Raw genomic sequence first — 14,455 nt, 5'->3', positions numbered from 1 at the left:
GTTCTCAACCGGCCCCGTCTACTGCAGTTGCTCAAGATGAGTAGCAAACTCACTGCCGCCGGTAAGCGTGACGCAGGGGCCACAAGGCGCGGAAAGACGAACGCAGTCCGGCAAGGCGATTGAGATCGCCTGTCCAATGAGCTTGCCGGCATCTTGCCCGCTCTGCCCGTATGGCACGGACGAGGCTGAACAGCAGTGCGTAGATGCCGATACTGCGGCCGAGGCGCTCAGTCCCTCCGATTTCTGCACCAAGCCCGAGACGCGCAAGGCGCACCCAGAACAGTCGATCTGACACTGGCGGTCTATGCATCTGGCCTCCCTTCAGGCTCCGCTTTCCTGTCCGCAGCGGCAGGCAGGAATTTATCCATCATCACCGGATTGGCGGGAGCGGGGAGAAATGGCGGATATCTGCGCTCCATTAAAGGTTGCTAGGAAACTTATCCCTCACCCCGGATTGCTGACGTACAATGTAGGAATATAAGCCTAACGGGGAAGCCCACGGGGAGATTGGTGATGGAGTGCGTAGCGAGGACTTCTATCCGGCAGCAGCGTCAGGGTGGTGACGAGGGAAAGGCGGGAGAAGTGAGGAACAGAACCGTCATGGCCCGGCTTTTACTGATCGAGGGATTGGTCGCGGAGGTTTACGGCATCAGTCCGCCTGAGCTGCTCAGTGAGGGGCGTGGCGTCAGGCTGATTGCCGATGCCCGGCAGCTGGTGATGTATCTGGCCCATGTTGCCCTTGGCCTCTCCTGTGCCGAGGTCGGCGACTACTATGGCCGGGACCGCTCCACTGTGGCTTACGCCTGCCGCAAATGGGAGGACCGGCGCGATGACCCTCATGTCGACGGCGTGCTTCTGAAAATCGAGCAACTGATTGCCGGAGGCATGACGGTTTATGGACTGGCCCGCTGGGAGGGATTCCGATGAGCAGAGCGTTGACAGAGGAAGGCCGCAAGGTTCTCAAGTTTCTGGCCGCGACGGGGGCTGTCATTGTCTCTGGCAGCGGTCAGGAAGAAGCTCCGGTACGGCTTGAGGGGCGCCAGGAGACGGCCGGGAAACGCCGGCAGATGATCGTGACAGTGCGTGTGCTCCACGAGTTGAAGCGTCTTGGCCTGACGCGGGAGGCGCCGGATGGCGCGTTGAGGCTTTCGACCGAAGGCCGCCTGTATGTGCGGAGGATGTTGAGTGGGGGCCAGGACAGCTTTCAGCAGCAGCATCAGGTCCGCGAGCCGGTGATGCTGCATTCAGGAGCAGGTGACCCGATCCGGGTCACGGTCAACCTTGCGGAAAGCCCTCTTGCCTGGCTGGCGCGGCGAAAGGATGGAAAGGGCAAGGCTATGCTGACGCCTGCGCAGTTTGAGGCCGGTGAGCGCCTGCGGGAAGACTACACATTCGCCGCGTTGATGCCGGGTCTTTCTGGCGGCTGGCGCACGGAAGCCGGAGGCGGGCGCAACACCGGCAGCGGCCCGGCTGGAGCTGATATGAGCGACAATGTAATGGCTGCGCGGCTCCGTGTGGAGCGGGCTCTGGATGCCGTCGGACGCGGTCTTGGTGGCGTGCTGGTTGATGTCTGCTGCCTGCTCAAGGGGTTGGAAACTGTCGAGCGGGAACGGGGCTGGCCTGCCCGTTCGGCAAAGGTGGTACTTGGTATCGGCCTGTCTGCCCTGGCCTCGCATTACGGCATGGCGGGGGCGAAAAAGCCCGCCAGAAATGCGAGGGCCTGGCGGTCACACCCCTGCCAGAGCCGAGGCCGCGTCGTCCTTGATGCGCTGGACCATGGACTTCAGCCCATTGGAACGCTGCGGCGTAAGATGATCCTTGAGGCCGATGCGGGCAAAGATTGCATCCACATCGGTCTCCAGAATGTCCCGCGCAGAATGTCCCGAGAAGACGGCAAGGACGATGGCAACGAGACCCTGTACGATCAGGGCGTCACTGTCTCCGAGGAAAGTAAGAATGGCGCTTCCATCCTCGCCATGGGTGACCTGGGTTACCAGCCAGACCTGAGACACGCAGCCGCGCACCTTGTTGTCTTCCGTGCGCTGGTTGTCAGGAAAGGCGGGCAGGGCGCGGCCCAGCTCGATGACGTATTTGTAGCGGTCTTCCCAGTCGTCGATGAATTCAAAGTTCTCGAGGATTTCTTCAAGACTGGAGGTCATGTGCCTAGGTTCCGCTTTCTGGAGCACGTCGAGTGCGCAGATATAGACGTTGCGGCCAGTGAGGCAAGTGTGCCCGGCAGGGCGGCGGGAAAAAGACGCCGCAAGTGGAAGGGGCAGCAATCCACTTGCGGCGCGGCGGCATGGCCACCGAGTTTTTCCGTCTCTCCAGTCCGGCCCCGGGTCAGGACGGGGGACCGGTCCGGTCATGCGGGCGCAAACCACCACGGTCCGGAATGACAGGCCCGGTGCCGCGGCAGGGTCGGTCAGACCCGTGGGACTGACCTGGGATTGGGCCGTGGCACCGGCCCAAAGGAAGTCTCCGGAACGGAGGAATTCTGCTGTACAATCTCCGGCGCAGGCAAATGCCACGACGGGATGGTGAGTTCGCCACCGGATGTGCCATCTGTGGCCGGGATCGAATTTGTAATGTCGCCTGGAGCAGGCGGAATGACCTGCGCCGGACCTTCTGTTCCACTTCCTGCCTCTGCGCCGTCGAAATACTGGTAGACCAGCTTTGCGCCGTCGCGGGCATTGGCACCGATGGCCGCAATGGCCTCGCCGCCGGTTTCGCAGGCCTGCGGATTGCGCCCGCAGAACCCTGTCAGATCGCTTACTGTTGCCTGAGCGGCCATGAAAGCCGCCACAGGGTCGACGTTGAAGCCGCCTGCCTGGTCCTTGCCAGCGAAGAACGGCACCATCGCCAGCACCAAGACAAGCCAGAAGGCTTTCCTGACGAGGAAGAACATTGCGCTACCCTTCAGTTTTCCGCTTCCGCCAGTCACCGTGCCAGGGGCTGACGGTTTTGTTATGACACGACACTAACAGGTACATCCAAAAGCGGCGTTTCTCGCTGACTGGCGATTTTCTTCAAAGAAAACAGAATGTTGAATATATTTTTCGGCAAACTTGATTCAAATTTGAACGGATATGAGCCAAGGGGCTGCGGGGCGTTGGGATTTTTTGCCCTTGCTTTTGAGGAGTTTCGATCCGCCTTCAACGTTCCTTAAGTGATCCGCGCGAAAAATCGGGTAACGAGAAACTGGAGGTACCGGGCTTACCGGTCCCGTGGTGAGTGTGTTGCGTAGCGTATCCAGGTTCCTGAGCATCTATGGCCAGCCCATAGCCCGTTTTGTCGAGGGACTGGTTCATCCGTCCGTCGAAGGGGATGAGCTGCGTGCGCCACGCCACAAGGCCTTTATCACGGCCAATCTGGTGACGGGCTCGGCCGCTCTCCTTCTTTTTCCGCTCCATCTGGCTGTCGCCGGGCCAGCATCGCTGCCCCTGACGCTGATTCTCGGCTGGGCTTTGGCTCAGTGGCCGCTTGCGCTGTTTTTGTCGCGCACTGGCAACCTCATACTGGCGCAAGCCGCCTCTGCGGCGGTCTTCGCGCTGTTCATTGGCGGCATTGCGGCGCTCACGGGCGGGATTGCTTCTTTCGCTCTCATCTGGCTGATCCTGGCGCCTGTCGAGGCTGCCTTGACCGCTGACCGGCGTGCGATTCTCTACGTTACGGCGCTCTGCCTTGCAGAGGTAGGGCTTCTGGCTCTGTTGGGTGCAGGTGCTCCTGGCTATTCGATTGCCGTGAGCACAGAGGCGGCGCTTGCCATTTCCTCCGGCGGTGCTCTCGCCTATGCCATGATGATGGGCGTCAAGATTGCGCAAGAGCAACAGCGTGGCGAGGGCCTGTTCCGCCATCTGGAAAGCCGTCTGAAGATGGTCAATGACGAGGCAAGCGGCATGGTCGCTCTGCTGGGTGAAGGCGGTGATGTGATCTCTATTGGCGGGTCCTGCGAGGCATTGCTTGGCGCCAGCGCGCGTCAGGTGCAGCGCGAGGGGCTGTTCCAGCGGCTGCATGTGGCAGACCGGCCGGCCTTCCTGAAGATGGTGTCTGACGTAGAACGCGACCGCTGCTCTATGAGCCTTGAGGTTCGGCTGCGGCAGGGCCGGAACCGGCCAGGTGAGGCCGGAATGGCGGACTATCGCAGCGTTCTGATCGAATGCCGCCCGGCTTCGCGGGCAGATGCGAGGGAGAGGTCAGGCCGTGTGCTGGCAGTGCTTCGGGAAGGGGCGGGCCACAGCAATGCGGGAAGTGACGAAGAGAACTTGTCGCGGACGGTCGCGGAAGCCGGTCATGAACTGCGTGCACCGCTGACCGCGATTGCTGGTTTCTCCGAAGTGTTGCGTGAACGGCCAGACAGCCTCAGCGATGCTGTTCGCAGGCGCGAATATGCTGATCTGATCCATGCTTCGAGCACACATATGCTGGACGTGGTGGATGGGATGATATCCGGGCAGCAAAAGCCGGTCGTTCCTCTCAAGCCCGTCAACCGGGCTGAAGCGGATCTGGTCGCCTGCTTGCAGGACTGTGTGCGGGTGGCGGCCGATGAGGCGCGGCTGCGCAATGCTGCCCTGGTCAGTGAAATCGATCCGGCGCTGGGGAGCTTCCCAGCGGACGAGGTTGCTTGTCGCCAGATCGTAATCAATCTGCTTTCCAACGCAGTGAAGTCGGCGCAAGCCGGAGGGCGGGTCGAACTTCTGGCCCGGCATCTCGGCAACGGCGCGGAATTCCGCGTGACGGCGACGGGGATGTTGCCTGATGCAGGCGCGGCCCCGCGCCGCGGACAGCCGGAATTGTTGCCTGGGGCTGAGATCGGGCTTGCACTGGTGAAGGGCCTTGCCGAACTGCACGGGGGCAGCTTCCGGGTTGATGCCACACGAGGCAATGGCACAAGCATGACAGTTCTTCTGCCGCCCAGTGCGGCAGGGGCAAAAACAAATTCACCGCGCAAGGCAGCTCAGCTGCCGGTGCGAACGGTGGCCTGAGGCCGGAAAGCGGAGAGCGGACTGGAGCGCATGGCACGCAAGCGAGTTGACCCTGAACCGCCGCCCCGCGAGGGGCTGGTTGCCCGTATGGGCACGGCTGCGATGGATAATCCTGTCGCGGCCGGTGGTTCCATCGTCATGGCGCTGACCGGGTGCCTGATCATTGCCAATGCTGTTGGACTTCAGCCTGGCCGCCATCCGGCGCCGCTGGTCGTGACACGCGAGCGGCAGAGCGAGGTGGTGCCACAGGAGAACCGTGTGGTGATGCCGCAGGCGGTCTCGACGCTGGTTCTGGACGTACAGACCGAATTGCGCCGTCTCGGCCTTTACGAGGGGCTTCTGGACGGCATGGTGGGGCCTGCAACGGAACGCTCTGTCCGCCGTTACGAGATTTTGACCGGTCTGCCGGAAACCGGCGAGGTGAACAGCGCCCTGCTTGCACGTCTTCTGATGGAGACCGAAGGTCTTGTGGAGCGCGCCGCTGCCAATGGCGGCGTTGGGGCAGTGCCTCTGCCCAGACCCTCGCCCTTCGCCAGCCCGGCACACCGCAACAGTGCCGCTGCGGCGATCCCTTCACCGGCGGCTGTCACTCAGCCTCCGGCGACAATTGCAGCTCTGGTCGAACAGGCGCAGCCGGTGCGTCATGTACCGCTTCCCACTGCAACAGGCACTGTGCCTGTGCCTCCGCAGGAAGCCGGACGGAGCGTGCAGGTTGCAGAGAATAGTGGCGGGCAGCTTGCCAAGGTCCAGCGGCTTCTCTCTGAACTTGGTTATGGCCCCTTGCGGGCAGACGGCATGATGAGCGACAACACCGCAAACGCGATTCAGCGCTTCGAGCTGGACCGGGGGCTTGCCGTTACCGGTCAGATGTCCCCCTCGCTCATTCGTGAGCTCGAAGATTTTACAGGGATTCCGTTCGAGGGATAACCGGGCCTGCCTTGCGGGCTGGCCCGCAGGAAGGAAATGCGCATGCCGCGGCTTACATCCAGATTTTTCGTCAGCGCACTGGTGCGGCAGGTCTTTACGGACGGCAGCTTTGCCGCGACCACCCGCAAGGGCGCGGAGGAGGCTGGGGTTGTTTTTGTCCTAGTGGACCGGATGGATGGCACGGTTGATCTATACGGTCCGGCTCCGCAGGCCTTCATGGATACGGCCGCCGATGACCGGGCTTTCGAACTGTTGATCTCTCAGGGCGCGCGCGAGGACGCGCAGGCGCGGCTGGAGAGCGAAAAGCGGATGGACCCGGATTTCTGGGTCGTCGAGATCGAAAGCAAGGGTGGCACGGATCTGTTGCAGGTGGTCGATACAGACGCCTGACCTGCAGGCTGCGAAGAGAACCAGAGCACTTTCGTTGCAAGCGCAGGCAGCGAAAGTGCCCCGTCTCTTTGGTCTTACGCAATCGTGGCGCAAAACCGGTTGCCATTTTTGCCGAATTTTCTTTGATTCCCGCCCAGCTCACGCCATGGCTCTGGCCGGGCGCAGAGTCACCTTCGTGAACATCACCAGATTACCGAGCCCTGTGAGCGCAAGACCGGCGATGGCCTCAGGCGTCCACTGATAGCCTTCAAACAGGCTGGAGGCCGCAAGGGCGATGACCGGAAACAGCACCGTGGCGTACCCTGCCTTGGCCGAACCGATGCGTGCGACAAGCATCAGATAGGCAGTGAACCCTGCGACAGAGCCGAATACGGCGAGATACCCGGCTGCGAGCCAGTAGGTCGAAGAGGGCGGGGTCACCAGCGTGTTACCAGTGGCATAGATAATCCCTAGCAATGCAATGGCGCCAAAGCTCATGCCCCAGGCATTGGCCGTGACTGGCGGCACGCCTTCTGCCGTGTTGCGCCGGGAGGCCATGTTGCCGAGCGAAAAGAAGCAGGTGCCGAGTGCCGCCCAGCCGATGCCCTGCAGCACGGAAATGTCGAAATCGACCGTCAGGTCGTGCCAGAACAGCAGCAGAAGCCCACAGGCGCCGAACGCCGCGGCAACAAGCGTGCGCGGAGTGATCCTGTCGCCGAAGAATATCCGCGCGTTCACCGCATTGAAGAGTGAGGCCAGCGAGAAAATGACCGAGACGAGGCCGGAAGGAATGAGTGTTGTGGCCGTGTAGAGCGCAATGAAGTTGCAGCAGAACAGGCAAAGTGCCTGCGCAAATACAAAGCGCCAGACACGGGGACGGCGCAGGCGGCGCATGAGCGCCAGCCCTGCCATCATGACGAGCGCGGCCAGCGCAAAGCGGTGAAAGATGGAGACGAAGACCGGGATGGGCGCAGCATCAATCTGGAAGGCAATGGCGATCCAGGTGGTGCCCCAGAGCAGGACGGTGGAAGCGAAAAGCAGAATGTTGGTCATGGGCAGTCTCCTTGCCTGCCGGTGTTACGCTGTCTCATGAGCGCAAGGCTTGCACGATCTTGCGGTATTCTCCGCGTCCCCTCTGCCCGAGAGGCCGGCGATGATGTAAACAGAGATCATGCGCCAGACCGTTCACGACTTTCTCAGCCAGTCTTCCACCGCGTTCGCTGCCGCCCATCTCGGCATGGGGGCAGAACGCGCTGTGACCGTCTGGGAAAATCACGACGATGAGATGTCCTATGAGGCGCCGGAGCGGCATACATTCAGCCTCTATCTTCAGGGCGGAACAGGCACGTCACGGCTCGACAAGGGAGCCTTGCCCGGCTGGCAGGGCGCCGTCTGCGTCATGCCGGAAGGAGAGGCATCGGATTGGAAGATTACCGAGCCTTTCCGCTTTGTGCATCTCTATGTCAGCGACAAGGCGTTGCGGGCAGCCTTTTCCGAGGTGCATGACTGTGACGCGCGGCGGCTTGACCTGAAGGATGAGACCTTCGTGGCGGCACCTGCCATCGCTGTACCGCTGTTCCAGATGGCGGAGGCGGCCATGACAGAAAATGCTCTCAAGGCAGATGAGGCATTTGCCGTGATGGTGGGGCATCTTTCGCGTGGCGCGCCCGTGCTGAAGGGCGGGCTCAGTCCGCATCAGCTGCGGCGGGTGGATGACTGGGTGCGGGCCCATATGGACGCTGTGATCCATCTGGAGGACCTTGCTGCGCTGACGGGCCTTTCCGTGTTCCACTTCCACCGCATGTTCAAGCTGGCGCGCGGCATGGCGCCCAGCGAGTGGGTCATGATGCAGCGGATCAATCTGGCCAGGCAGCTTCTGCGGGCAGGGGAAACGGCCGCAGGGGTCTCTGCCGCCTGCGGATTTGCCAACCAGAGCCATATGACGCGTGCCTTCCGCAAGCAGACTGGAATGACTCCGGGACGCTTCCGGGAGCTCGCTGCCGGAAGCCGAGGGTAATTGTGACTGCTTCTGTGCCGCCGTCAGCTGCTGGTGATGCGGCGGGTTGACGGCGCCGTGCGGGGCGCTGGCCGATGGGTTGGCAGCGGGCGTTCGCCGGGACGGGCAATGTCCTGCGGGCGTTGGCCGGCGCGGGCGCCTCCCGGCTGGTGAAGCCGGGCGGCTGCGGCCTGCTGAATCTCGCCGTCGATGATTTCGCTCCTGTGGCGCCAGCTGGTCAGCAGGCAATCCGCCGCATCAAGGGACATGTTCTCGAACAGGTGCTGAAGCTTGCGCAGACGTGCAAGATCAAGCGTGGTACCGCCAAGGCGCACCAGCATTGCAGTTGCGCTTTCACTGTCGAAGCCGAGAACCTTCAGACAGACCGTCAGGGCCTCCCCTGTTCGTCGGTTGCCAGATGCAAGGCGAATTCGGTGTCGAGCCCCAGCGCATAGGCAACCCCTTCGGCGAACGCCTCATGGCCACCAGACAGGGCAATCTCACGCAGCCGTTGCAGCAAGGCGGGCTTGAACGCTGGACGGGGCGGGCGCTTGCCACCCTGCCGGGTCAGATTGCCAAGGGCGCGCAATTCCGCCGCGCCAATGGCCAGCAGGCGGTTTGCGTGGTCCAGGAAAGGAAAATTGGCGAGCAGAAGCGGAGACGGCAGCAGGGCACGGGCAGCCAGATCCGGACCGATCGCAGCCATGACATCGGCGCGCTCGCTGAGAGCGGCGAGGATTTCCGGGCGGGTTGCAAGATCAATGCGGGGCAGAAGCTGCTGAAGCGATTGAGCATCAGCATGGCGGGCAAGCACAATCTGAGCGGCTGGGACAAGATCTTCGCGACGGATCAAGGCCCGCCGCAGGCTCTCCGGCCCACGCTCGGCAACGAGAAGCTGTGCCTGAGTGCTGATCATTGCCGCGTGGAGAACGACAGGATAGGCAACGAGCGCGTCGTCGTCGCGGGCAAGAAGATCAAGGAATTCGGCGGGAATATCACTGGCGCGGGCGGCAAGACAGGCGATACGGCGCCGGTCGGCCACATCCGTTCCCTCGTAGAGATTGATGGCCAGCTCTCCAAAGGTGCGGATTTCCTGCCGGTCATGCCGTTCACGCGCCACGAACAGCTCAGTGGCCGCAAGAAGCAAGCGTTCGCGCCGGGTGAGATCCGGGTTGCCGCTCAGAAAGTTGGGACCGCGACCAGGCGGAACTGATGACATGATGCGCGCCGCTACAGCCAGATACTCAATACAAGGACGGACAGGCTACTCCCGATCCAGTGGCTAAAATTAGACGTAAACCGTTAGCAGCCTGTTAACCCTGACCGGGCGTTACTCTGAAAACCTGCGTATGTGTCCACAGTCCTGAAACCGCCCGAGCCAATTGCCGGAGCAGCAGCTGATGGAGGAAGCGATGGGTTACGTGCTTGATTTCCGCATGGCACCAAGGCGGCCGCAGCGCAAAGCAGCGGGCGGGCAAGGGCCAGTTTCACAGGAAGACGTGGTCGTTCTGTTCCCTGGAGTGCGTATCGAACGGGAAGCGCTTGATCTTGCCGCCCGAATCGGGACCATCGGAACACCAGCCGGACAGGCTGCGCCCGAGGCGGAGTGACGCAAAAGGCGTGCCTGCCGCCACCCATGGCCAGGGAACGCCAGCATGACCAATACCAGGGCCAACAATGCCCGGCCGGCCCATCTGGCGACCCGGCACTCGCGAACGGCACGCGGTCTTCTGAATGCAGCCGTTCTGCCGTTGATCTGCTCTGCCGTGCTGGTTGCTGGATGCAGCCGGCCAACGGGAGACTTCGGCAGGGCTCAACCCTCCGTCATCCACGACACGATCATGCCTGAAGCAGGCAAGCTGGCGGCGCGGGTGCGCGGAGAGCCTGTCTCGGAGTTTATTCTCACGGACGATGAAAAGCTGTTGCGGGATCTTGGCTGGGGACTGATCCGACCGCCCTGGGCGAAGGACTGGATTGGTGGCACCAAGGTGGAGCTGACCCGCACAAGGCTGCTGCCGGAAAAGGACGGCAAGGTGCCGGTGACACTTTATTCGGTGTTCCTCGGATCGGAAAAGTTCAACTCCAGTGAAGCGCGGTTTGACAGGATTGCGGCAGATGCGCGCGGTGACGCCAAGCTGGTGCCACCATTCTGCGAGGTTGCAACGCGTGTGGAGGCGGCCGACCGGGAGCGCCTGGCTGCGGTGTCGCGCCGGGATATCCTGACACAGGACACGTTCGAGGGTGCCAATGCCCGTGTGTGGGAGAACCGTGCCTATATTGGCTGGGTGGCACAGGCGCTCCGCTTCCGCATCCAGGCCTATCAGACCGCAGCCGACCATTTTGAGATCGAGACGCCATCCGGCTCTCGGCTCTGGGACACAAACCGGGCGATCAAAGAGCTGGAAGAGGTGGTCCGGCTGACAGAAAATGGCTGCTCGGCAGAGAACCGTTTCGATACGCCTGACGATTTGAAACGCTCACGCATCTACAACAACTGGGGACTGGAGCGTCCCGCAGATCAAAAATGAGCCGGATCCAGAGCCATTGAGGTCACTTTTCAAGCGTGGAGAGATCTTTGCATTGGGCCGCACCCAGCTCGTCTGCAAGGACGGGCTCTGCCGCTGCATCCGGAACGAAGGCACGCAAGAGGGCGAAGCCCTCGTTCTGATCGGTCTCGATGACGATCATCTCATCCAGGTTTTCGGGCGGGTTCTCCCGCAGTATCGAGAGCTGGCTCGAGGTGAGAACCAGCATGGCCAAGGCGCCTGAGCCGGAGGTCCGGTTGTTGAGGCTATAGACGACCTCTCCACGCCCGTTGAACAGAGCCATGGACCAGAAGGGCGAATCCACATTGGCAGCGAGAGCGAGAGGCCCATCTTCCAGGCGGAACCAGCACACGGCATGGCGCATGGCCGGGTCGAGCATTGGGGCGAGTTCTTCCCCGCCGGAAATGGGGGCAAGACGTGGAAAATGCGGTCCGGGCCAAGGTGACGCAACTCGGCAAATGCCTTGGCGCGCACGTGGCCGGGAACAGTCAGAACCACGAAGATATGAATGATGCCGCCAATCAGCAGCATCGCGAGCAGCCAGAGCAAAAACCGTGGAAGTTTGGTCCGGATGCGCCGCGATACGCGGCTCAGGAAATGGGCCAGGCGCGGAGATCCGGTGAGGGTGCCGCTCATGAGCAGGATACCTCCGTGATCGCTGGCATGGTCAGCCCTGCGAGGGAAGAGCCCGTGGTAATGGGTGCATCATAGAGGCGCAGGATGAAGGAAAGCCCATCGCCTTGACCTGTCGGCAGCCAGTTTCCGGGCGCCGGGCGGGCCGATGCGATGATATCGAATGAGCCGTCCAGTTTGCGCAGGATCTGCGTGCTGTCGAGATAAAGCCGGCCCATCGGCACCGGAACGAGACGGGCTTCTCCGTCAGCGGATGTCAGCGTCCAAAGGCGTGCAGATGGCGTGAGGCCTGAAATCAGATAGGTGCAGCCAGGGCGGAGCGGGCGGCCCTCTGATGTTTCCCGGGCGATGAAAGCTACACCTTCGCCAGAGGCCAGGGGAACACGTCCCAGCCGGGCAAAAATGGCGGCAGAATAGGGATCAGCTTCGGGCGTTCCGGCCAGCGGATGGGCGCCCCAGACACCGATGCGGACGCTCTGGAAAAGATCTTCCCGGCTGAGTGCGAAATAGGCTGAACCTACGCCGATGACGAGGGCACCGGCAAAGAGCAGGGTAATGGTGAAAGCCCGCCAGAGCGGGTGTGGCTTACGCAGCGACAGGACAGCCGGTGTCTCCAGCTCTTTCCAGTTCAAGTCCGGGCCAGCTTCGAAACGGGCGTTCATGGCTGGACCGCCCCACTGTTTTCCGTGCTTGCTGCACTGGCTGTCTGGCCAATGGCTGCGAGAGCGTCGCCGATCTGTGTGATGACTGCCAGCGAGCGGCTGTTGAGGATCCTCGGCTGGTTGCCGGTGCCGGCCACTTCCGGCCTTGCAGCCAGCTGTTTGGCAGGTTTGATCTTGGCCGCATCGACACCGGGAATAGGCTGGATTTCGATGCCGTCATGGGCATAGGCCATAAACCGCTGCCAGATCATTGCGGGGAGCGTGCCGCCGGTGACGTTGTTTGTGCCGGTGAAATCGTCGTTGCCCACCCACACGGCAGCGGTGAAGTTGCCCGTATAGCCAACGAACCATGCGTCTCGATAGGCAGAGGTGGTACCGGTCTTGCCTGCTGCCACGACCCCGTCCAGCAGGGCGCGCCTGCCGGTGCCCCGCTCCACCACGTTGACGAGAATTTCGTTCATCTCGAAGATCTTCTCTTCCGGGAGAATGCGCTGTGGAGCGGGCTCATTACGAGCGCGGTCATAAAGAACTGTGCCCTCAGAGTTACGTACGTCCAGAATTGTATAGGGAGTTGCCTTGTAGCCGCCGTTGGCGAACACCGAGTAGCCTGCCGCCATGTCAATGACCGAGACATCCGAAGAGCCGAGCGCCAGAGAGGTGGAGTTCTGCAACTCGTGACTGATGCCCATGAGATAGGCCATCTCGATGATCTTAGGGCGGCCCAAGGCAATGGACAGGCGCACGGGGATGGTATTGATCGAGCGGGTGAGGGCATCCTTGAGAGTGATCGGACCGGCGTAACCGCGTGAATAGTTGCGCGGGCTCCAGTTTCCGATGGAAACGGGTGCATCCGGAACGATGCTGTCCTTGGAATAGCCGTTCATGAAGGCCGTCATGTAGACGAAAGGCTTGAAGGAAGAGCCGGGCTGGCGAAGGGCATCCACAGCGCGGTTGAATTGGCTGGCGCCATAATCCCGGCCGCCGACCATGGCGCGTACTGCGCCATCCGGCACCATGGCGACAACGGCGGCTTCGCGGGCACGCCGCTCTTCCGAGAACTGGCGCATGATCGCATCGACGGACTGCTCGGCCTCCCTTGCAGGGCCGGATCGAGGGTTGTGCGGACGGTTACGATACGGTCCCGTGCCAGCACCGGATTGCGGCGGGCGAGGCGCTTGACCTCGTTAAAGGCCCAGTCGAGATAGAAATCGGGCGCCTGTTCCTGAGACCGGTCCACGGCGACGGCAGGATTGCGGCGCGCGCCAATGACCTGGCCTTCGGTCATGAAGCCGGCCTGCACCATGTTGCTCAGCACCTCGTTGGCGCGGGCGCGGGCAGCGGGCAGGTTGATGTGAGGGGCATACTTCGTGGGCGCCTTGTAAAGGCCGGCCAGCATGGCGGCCTCCGCCAGCGTCAGCTCCCGGACATTCTTGCGGAAATAGAATTCGGAAGCTGCCGTGACACCGAAGACGCCTCCGCCCATATAGGCGCGGTCAAGATAGAGCTTCAGAATCTCGCGCTTGGAGAGATTGGCCTCCAGCCAGAAGGCGAGGAAGGCCTCCTTGATCTTGCGCTCGAGTGTGCGCTCGTTTGAAAGGAAGAGGTTCTTTGCAAGCTGCTGGGTGAGCGATGAGCCGCCCTGTACAACGGTGCGGGCGCGCAGGTTCTCCACCATGGCGCGGGCGGTGCCCAGCACATCAATGCCGAAATGCTCGAAGAACCGGCGATCTTCGGTCGCGAGTGTGGCCTTGATCAAGATGTCAGGGATCTCATCCAGAGGCACCGTGTCGTTGAGCACGATGCCGCGCCGCCCGACTTCCTTGCCGAAGCGGTCGAGGAAGGTGACAGCGAAATCGTCCGTTGTGCGCCAGTCCGCCACCCGTGTCGCCTCAAAGGCAGGCTGTGCAAAGGTGAGGAGGATGATGAAGCCAAGGAGGCCGAATGTGAAGCCATCCGAGCCCAGTTCCGCAAGGCCGCGCCAGATGCCGCGTGCTCTGAAACGGCGCAGGAACCTGGAATAGGCATCCCAGCCATCGGCGATGGCCTGCCAGCTGCGCCAAAGGGCCGTATCGAGCCAGGCATCAAGGGACATCAGAATAGCGGGCAGTGACCGCCTTGGGCGGGTGGCAAAAGGCTGCCGCGGTTTCTCCCCGGAAGGCGGCTGGACTGGTGGGGTGATGGCGCTGGACAGCGTGTTTGTTTCAGAGCGCGCAGCGTCAGGCTGGGCAGAGTCTGTCACTGCAGCCTCAGAAAGGCTGTCCAAATCCGGTTTGCTGCCGTTCTCCGGCGCGCTTCCGTTGCCGTTGTGCTGGTCCGACGTCACCGCAAGCTACCTGTGCC

General features: G+C 62.1%; 14 protein-coding genes and 2 pseudogenes. 8 read left to right on the top strand and 8 right to left on the bottom strand.

Annotated elements, in window-relative coordinates; genetic code table 11:
* The first annotated feature begins 600 nt into the window (after positions 1-600).
* Together ACQB61_RS12580 and ACQB61_RS12575 are read left to right on the top strand one after the other, a co-directional pair.
* On the top strand, positions 601-927 hold the full coding sequence (locus tag ACQB61_RS12580) for a helix-turn-helix domain-containing protein (RefSeq protein ID WP_430512886.1): 327 nt from the start codon (positions 601-603) through the stop codon (positions 925-927).
* A pseudogene (locus tag ACQB61_RS12575) lies at positions 924-1,622 on the top strand (DUF6456 domain-containing protein); the annotation flags it as partial. The gene ACQB61_RS12580 and the pseudogene ACQB61_RS12575, both read left to right, overlap by 4 nt.
* A gap of 105 nt (positions 1,623-1,727) precedes the next feature.
* Here the strand turns inward: ACQB61_RS12575 and ACQB61_RS12570 are convergent.
* Positions 1,728-2,159: a SufE family protein gene (locus ACQB61_RS12570; RefSeq protein WP_430512885.1), complete on the bottom strand. Its 432-nt coding sequence runs from the start codon at positions 2,157-2,159 to the stop codon at positions 1,728-1,730.
* Between the two features lie 263 nt (positions 2,160-2,422).
* Complete coding sequence (locus ACQB61_RS12565; RefSeq protein WP_430512884.1) at positions 2,423-2,905, bottom strand: DUF5330 domain-containing protein; 483 nt, start codon at positions 2,903-2,905, stop codon at positions 2,423-2,425.
* Positions 2,906-3,236: 331 nt separating this feature from the next.
* On the opposite strand from ACQB61_RS12565, the gene ACQB61_RS12560 reads away from it, so the two are divergent.
* The 3 genes from ACQB61_RS12560 to ACQB61_RS12550 are packed head-to-tail and all read left to right on the top strand — an operon-like array spanning position 3,237 to position 6,299.
* The gene (locus ACQB61_RS12560) at positions 3,237-4,982 is read left to right on the top strand and encodes a sensor histidine kinase (RefSeq protein WP_430512883.1); all 1,746 of its coding nucleotides are present in this window, start codon (positions 3,237-3,239) and stop codon (positions 4,980-4,982) included.
* A gap of 30 nt (positions 4,983-5,012) precedes the next feature.
* Complete coding sequence (locus tag ACQB61_RS12555) at positions 5,013-5,909, top strand: peptidoglycan-binding domain-containing protein (protein ID WP_430512882.1); 897 nt, start codon at positions 5,013-5,015, stop codon at positions 5,907-5,909.
* Between the two features lie 42 nt (positions 5,910-5,951).
* Entirely contained in the window at positions 5,952-6,299 is a 348-nt protein-coding gene (locus ACQB61_RS12550; protein WP_430512881.1) for a DUF1491 family protein, read from the top strand.
* A gap of 138 nt (positions 6,300-6,437) precedes the next feature.
* Here the strand turns inward: ACQB61_RS12550 and ACQB61_RS12545 are convergent, their stop codons facing one another.
* On the bottom strand, positions 6,438-7,331 hold the full coding sequence (locus ACQB61_RS12545; protein ID WP_430512880.1) for a DMT family transporter: 894 nt from the start codon (positions 7,329-7,331) through the stop codon (positions 6,438-6,440).
* A gap of 118 nt (positions 7,332-7,449) precedes the next feature.
* Here ACQB61_RS12545 and ACQB61_RS12540 point away from each other — a divergent pair, with 118 nt between their 5' ends.
* A complete protein-coding gene (locus ACQB61_RS12540; protein ID WP_430512879.1) occupies positions 7,450-8,295 on the top strand; it encodes a helix-turn-helix transcriptional regulator in 846 nt (281 codons plus the stop codon).
* A gap of 23 nt (positions 8,296-8,318) precedes the next feature.
* On the opposite strand, the gene ACQB61_RS12535 is transcribed toward ACQB61_RS12540, so the two are convergent.
* Both ACQB61_RS12535 and ACQB61_RS12530 read right to left on the bottom strand, forming a co-directional pair.
* A complete protein-coding gene (locus ACQB61_RS12535) occupies positions 8,319-8,615 on the bottom strand; it encodes a hypothetical protein (RefSeq protein WP_430512878.1) in 297 nt (98 codons plus the stop codon).
* A gap of 47 nt (positions 8,616-8,662) precedes the next feature.
* Entirely contained in the window at positions 8,663-9,493 is an 831-nt protein-coding gene (locus ACQB61_RS12530) for a hypothetical protein (RefSeq protein ID WP_430512877.1), read from the bottom strand.
* A gap of 181 nt (positions 9,494-9,674) precedes the next feature.
* Here ACQB61_RS12530 and ACQB61_RS12525 point away from each other — a divergent pair, with 181 nt between their 5' ends.
* Positions 9,675-9,884, top strand: coding sequence for a hypothetical protein (locus ACQB61_RS12525; RefSeq protein WP_430512876.1), 210 nt, complete (start codon positions 9,675-9,677; stop codon positions 9,882-9,884).
* 45 nt (positions 9,885-9,929) lie between these two features.
* Entirely contained in the window at positions 9,930-10,802 is an 873-nt protein-coding gene (locus ACQB61_RS12520) for a hypothetical protein (RefSeq protein ID WP_430512875.1), read from the top strand.
* Between the two features lie 22 nt (positions 10,803-10,824).
* Here the strand turns inward: ACQB61_RS12520 and ACQB61_RS12515 are convergent, their stop codons facing one another.
* From ACQB61_RS12515 to ACQB61_RS12505, 3 genes and pseudogenes are all read right to left on the bottom strand, one after another.
* Positions 10,825-11,199 carry a DUF1254 domain-containing protein gene (locus ACQB61_RS12515; RefSeq protein WP_430512874.1) on the bottom strand — a complete coding sequence of 125 codons (375 nt, stop codon included), beginning with the start codon at positions 11,197-11,199 and terminating at the stop codon, positions 10,825-10,827.
* Positions 11,200-11,452: 253 nt separating this feature from the next.
* Entirely contained in the window at positions 11,453-12,115 is a 663-nt protein-coding gene (locus tag ACQB61_RS12510; protein WP_430512873.1) for a DUF1214 domain-containing protein, read from the bottom strand.
* Positions 12,112-14,207 (bottom strand): annotated as a pseudogene (locus ACQB61_RS12505) (transglycosylase domain-containing protein). The gene ACQB61_RS12510 and the pseudogene ACQB61_RS12505 overlap by 4 nt, the downstream one beginning before the upstream one ends.
* Positions 14,208-14,455: the final 248 nt, after the last annotated feature.

Origin of the sequence: Pannonibacter phragmitetus, from assembly GCF_050510895.1 — a bacterium.
Classification (GTDB): domain Bacteria; phylum Pseudomonadota; class Alphaproteobacteria; order Rhizobiales; family Stappiaceae; genus Pannonibacter; species Pannonibacter phragmitetus_B.
The sequence above is the reverse complement of the archived record's forward strand: the minus strand, read 5'-3'. Positions and strand labels throughout refer to the sequence as shown.